Source organism: Kineococcus sp. TRM81007 (assembly GCF_022669155.1).
Classification (GTDB): Bacteria; Actinomycetota; Actinomycetes; order Actinomycetales; family Kineococcaceae; genus Kineococcus.
This window is the reverse complement of record NZ_JALBVB010000056.1, coordinates 215657-219770: the sequence shown is the minus strand read 5'-3', so window position 1 is coordinate 219770 and position 4114 is coordinate 215657. Positions and strand designations below refer to the sequence as shown.

Sequence of the window (4114 nt, the reverse complement as noted above, 5' to 3'; positions counted from 1 at the left end):
GGGTGGACCGGCGGGTGCTGCCGCGGGCCGATGCGCGCCGTGATCGCGCGCGCCTAGCGTTCCCGGCGTGACCACAGCTCCCGCGACCGCCACCTCCGCGCGGGCCGCGCACCTGCGCTCCGGCCCGCCGCCCGCCACGTCCGCCGCCCGGCGGCGGCGCCGGCGCCTGGCGGCTGCCGTGGCGATGCGGCGGGGGCTGCTCACGCCGCCGCGCCGGCCCTCGGGCCCGGCGGACGCGGGGCCCGTCCCCGCCGGCGGCCACGGGAGCGGGGCCGCGCGCCGCTGACGCTGCGCGACCGGCGCGGCCCCGCCGCTGCTCCGGACGTGTCCTCCGCGCGCGCCCGGCTCAAGGGCCGGTGCCGGGACGACGACGACGTGGGGGTCACCGCCCGGACCCCCGGGCACGTCACCCCCTGGAGGACCCATGCCGCACGAGGGCTCCCGCTCGCCCGGCACCGAACCCGTCATGGAGATGCTCTCCGAGCACATCCCCTTGTCGCTCATCATGGACATCGCCGCCCCGGACGGGCCGCGCTCGGAGGAACTGCTGGCCAGCGAGGGCCTGCCCGACGGGGAGTGGTGGGAACCGTCGCCGCGCGGCTGACGCGGTCCTGACGGGCGGGGAAACCCCCTCCCGCCGGCCGGGGGTGCGTCCCCCCGCTCCCCCGGCCGGCGGATTTCACTGCACCCCCGCCAGGCTGCTAGAGTCCTCTCTCGTTGCGCCGTTAGCTCAATTGGCAGAGCAGCTGACTCTTAATCAGCGGGTTCGGGGTTCGAGTCCCTGACGGCGCACTCCAGGAGTTTCGGGCCGGTCACCGTCGAGGTGACCGGCCCGAAACCGTTGCAGCGCTCTCACTCCCAGCGGGCGAGCCCCACGTTGTACCGCTCGCGCGGCTGCCCGTGCGCGTCCACGTCCAGCCAGCCGTCGCGGTCGGTGTCGTCGAAGACCACGGGCACCGCGCAGTCCGCCCCGGGTGAGGCCAGCCGAAACGTGAGCACCCCGTCGACGTCCGGTCCCACGACCAGGGCGTCCGCGTCGGGCACGTCCCGGCCGTTCAGGACGGCGATCGCGGCGGACCCGCCCTCGGTGGTGGCGTACCCGTCGGCGTGACCGTCCCCGTCGGCGTCGGTGAACGACCGCTCCGGCCCGGTGGCGGTGGTGAGGCGGCAGTCGAACAGCGCCAGGTGCAGTTCCAGCGGCAGCGCCTCCCCGTCCGGCTGCGGGCGCACCTCGAAGTCGGCGACGCCGCCGGGTGGCGGGGTGAGGGGTTCCTGCGGGCTCATGAGCCACGACTGCGGCACGGTGCTCTCCCCCGCCGCCTCGGCGATCGACTCCGCCTCCCCGAGGGCGGAGGCGGTCAGCGCCTCCTGACCGCCCATCGCGCGCACGACGTCGACCACGGCGGCCGGTGCGGCCAGGTAGTCGCGGGTGGCGGCACCCAGGTCGTCCGGGGACCGCGTCAGCAGGACGGGACCGTCGGTGGCCGCCGCCGTGACCCCGCCGACGAGGGCGTCGGGGAACGCGTCGCCGCGCGCCAGCGTCACCGTGCTCCCCGCGAGGTCGCCGCCGTCGACGAAGGTCCGGGCGACGGCGGCCGCGGTGGCCCACCGGTCGGGGCCGGAGATGCGCCGGCTGCCGATGCCCCGGCTCTCCAGCGTCGCCTGCACGGTCGGGTCGACGGCCTCGTCCCCGCCGATCAGCCACACGTGCCCGATCCCGAGGTCCTCCAGCGCCGACGCGGTCACCTCGGGCAGCCCGTCGGAGCGGGTGAGCAGCACGGGGGTCGCGGCGCTGCCGGCGGCCGCGGGCGCGGCCGCGGCCAGCGCGTCGGCGTGGTCCTCCCCCGTGGCGAGGAAGGCCGCGGGCCGGCCGGCGACCTCGGCCAGCGGCCCCAGCCGGGCGACCTCCCGGGCGACCAGCGCCGCGGTCTCGTACCTGTCGGCGCCCCCGAGGCGCACCACCTCGCGGTCGGGGCCGCCGTAGGCGTCGGCCACCTCCCGGCTGACCGCGCCCTCGCCGCCGAGCACGTGGACGTCCCGCACGCCCAGGTCCTCCAGGGCGGCACCGGTGGTCTGCAGGGGCTCGTCGGGGTCCGTCAGCAGCAGCGCGGCGTCCGCTTGCCCGGCGAGCCCGGCGGCGGCCAGCGCGTCGGGGAAGTCCTCCCCGGTCGCCACCACGGCCGTGCCGGTGCCCTGCGGGAAGGCGACCTGCCCCATGGCGATCGAGGCGGTGGCGTAGCGGTCGACGCCGCCGGCGCGGGCGGGTGCCACCGGCGCCGCCGCGGCGCCGGCCGCGGTGCCGGCCGCGGTGCCGGCGCAGGCCACCGCCGTCGCCAGGGTGAGCGCCGCCACCCTCCGGGTCGTGCTCCTGCGGTCCTCCACAGGTCTCCTCCTCCGCTCGCCGGACGTCCTCGGGAGCGGTGCGCGGGCCGGGCGCCGATCGCGCCGGTCGGCGCGGGCCAGGTCCGCCACGACGCGCACCGTTCCGACCACCGTAGGCGGCGGCGGAGCGACCCGCACCGTTCGAGGAGGGAGCGCGCTCGTCCCGTCACGAGATCGTCACGCGCCCACGCCGGCGGGTGGGCGCGGTCCGCCGGCGTGGGCGCCTCAGCCGACCCGCGAGCCCGCTGCCGCGCAGAGCTCGACGAAGCGGGCCACGAGCTCCTCGCGGTCCAGCGGGGCCGCGAACTCCTCGCGGGTGCCGTCGGGCAGGGTCCAGCCGTCGAAGAGGTCGGGTGCGTCGGTGGGGTCGTGCGGGGCGTCGAGGTCCATGCGGGCTCTCTCGGCGCACCGCGCACGGCGCTTGAGCCCCCGTCCCGGTACGGGGCGGTGGTGTGTACGTTCGCGGGGAGCGAGGCCGCCGGGCAGCGCGGGGAGGGACGACGATGCCACCGACCAGCACCACCACCGGCGCGGCACGAGCCGCCGCGGGCGACGACGCAGGAGGCGCGGGCGCGGCGGGCCGGGTGCTCGCGCACGCCTACCCGTGGGACGTCCTGGGTGACGACGCGTTCTGCGAGCGCGCCGTGGCGATGGGCCTGGACGCGGTGGCGCTGGCCGCCAGCTACCACTCCACCCGCGCGGCCACGCCGTGGCACCCGGCGCACCAGCTCGTGGAGGCCCCGCACGCCGCGCTGTACCGGCCGGTGCGCGAGGAGGCGTGGGCGGGGGCGCCGCTGCGGCCGGTGGCCGGGGAGGTGCCCGACGGCACCGCCGACGCGTTCGCCGAGGCGGCGGCGCGGTTGCGCGCGGCCGGCCTGGAGGTGGACGCCTGGACGGTCCTGGCGCACTCCACCCGCCTGGGCACCGCCCACCCCGAGGTGGCCGTCGTCAACTGCTTCGGTGACCGGTACTCCTACGCGCTGTGTCCCAGCGCCCCCGAAGTGCGGGCGTACTGCGCGACGCTGGCGGCCGAGGCGGTGCGTGGCGCCGAGGTCACGGGCGTGTCGCTGGAGGCGATGGGCACCCTGGGCGTGACGCACAACGCGGCGCACGAGAAGACGGCCGGGGCGTTCGGCCCCGCCCTGGAACGGCTGCTGTCGGTGTGCTGCTGCGCCGGCTGCCGCGCGGCGTGGTCGGAGGAGGGCACCGACCCCGCGCGGGTGGTCGCCGGGCTGCGGCGCGGGGTGCGCGAGGTGCAGGACGGCGACCCCGGTGACGCCGGTGAGGTCGCCGAGTTCCTGGGCGACGACGACGCCCGCGCCGTGCTGGGGGTGCGGCACGCCCTGGCCGACGAGCTGCGCGCGCAGGTGCTGGCGGCCGTGGCGGCCGCCGCGCCGGGCCCGCTGCGCGTGACGGTGCACGCGGCGGCCGACCCGTGGGCCACCGGGCCGAACACGGGGCTGGGCGAGCGGGCCCTGGCGGACCCGGCGGTCGACGCGCAACTGCTGCACTCGTGGGTCCCGGGGGCCGCCGCGACGGAGGCGGTCGCGGCGGTGCGCGCCGCGGCGCGGCCGGGCGCGGCCGTCGGCGCCTACGTGACCGTGCTGGGCGCCGACCGCGACGAGGACCTGCTCGCGCACGCGGCGGCGCTGCGCGCGGCGGGGGCCTCCGAGCTGCACCTGTACCACCTGGGCCTGGCGGGGCGCCGCGGGCACGAGCGGATGGCGGCGGC

The 4114-nt window shown here is 78.7% G+C and carries 5 protein-coding genes and 1 tRNA gene; 4 read left to right on the top strand and 2 right to left on the bottom strand.

Annotated elements, in window-relative coordinates; translation table 11 throughout:
* Positions 1–67: 67 nt before the first annotated feature.
* From MN205_RS15245 to MN205_RS15235, 3 genes are all read left to right on the top strand, one after another.
* Positions 68–286, top strand: coding sequence for a hypothetical protein (locus MN205_RS15245; RefSeq protein ID WP_242128771.1), 219 nt, complete (start codon positions 68–70; stop codon positions 284–286).
* A 138-nt stretch (positions 287–424) separates the two neighbouring features.
* The gene (locus tag MN205_RS15240) at positions 425–604 is read left to right on the top strand and encodes a hypothetical protein (protein ID WP_242128768.1); all 180 of its coding nucleotides are present in this window, start codon (positions 425–427) and stop codon (positions 602–604) included.
* A gap of 115 nt (positions 605–719) precedes the next feature.
* Positions 720–792 (top strand) — tRNA-Lys (locus MN205_RS15235).
* A 60-nt stretch (positions 793–852) separates the two neighbouring features.
* Here MN205_RS15235 and MN205_RS15230 read toward each other — a convergent pair.
* Both MN205_RS15230 and MN205_RS15225 read right to left on the bottom strand, forming a co-directional pair.
* A complete protein-coding gene (locus MN205_RS15230) occupies positions 853–2382 on the bottom strand; it encodes a cell wall-binding repeat-containing protein (RefSeq protein WP_242128766.1) in 1530 nt (509 codons plus the stop codon).
* A 225-nt stretch (positions 2383–2607) separates the two neighbouring features.
* Entirely contained in the window at positions 2608–2772 is a 165-nt protein-coding gene (locus MN205_RS15225) for a hypothetical protein (RefSeq protein ID WP_242128764.1), read from the bottom strand.
* Between the two features lie 113 nt (positions 2773–2885).
* On the opposite strand from MN205_RS15225, the gene MN205_RS15220 reads away from it, so the two are divergent.
* On the top strand, positions 2886–4114 hold a 1229-nt coding region (locus MN205_RS15220), incomplete at its 3' end, for a hypothetical protein (protein ID WP_242128762.1).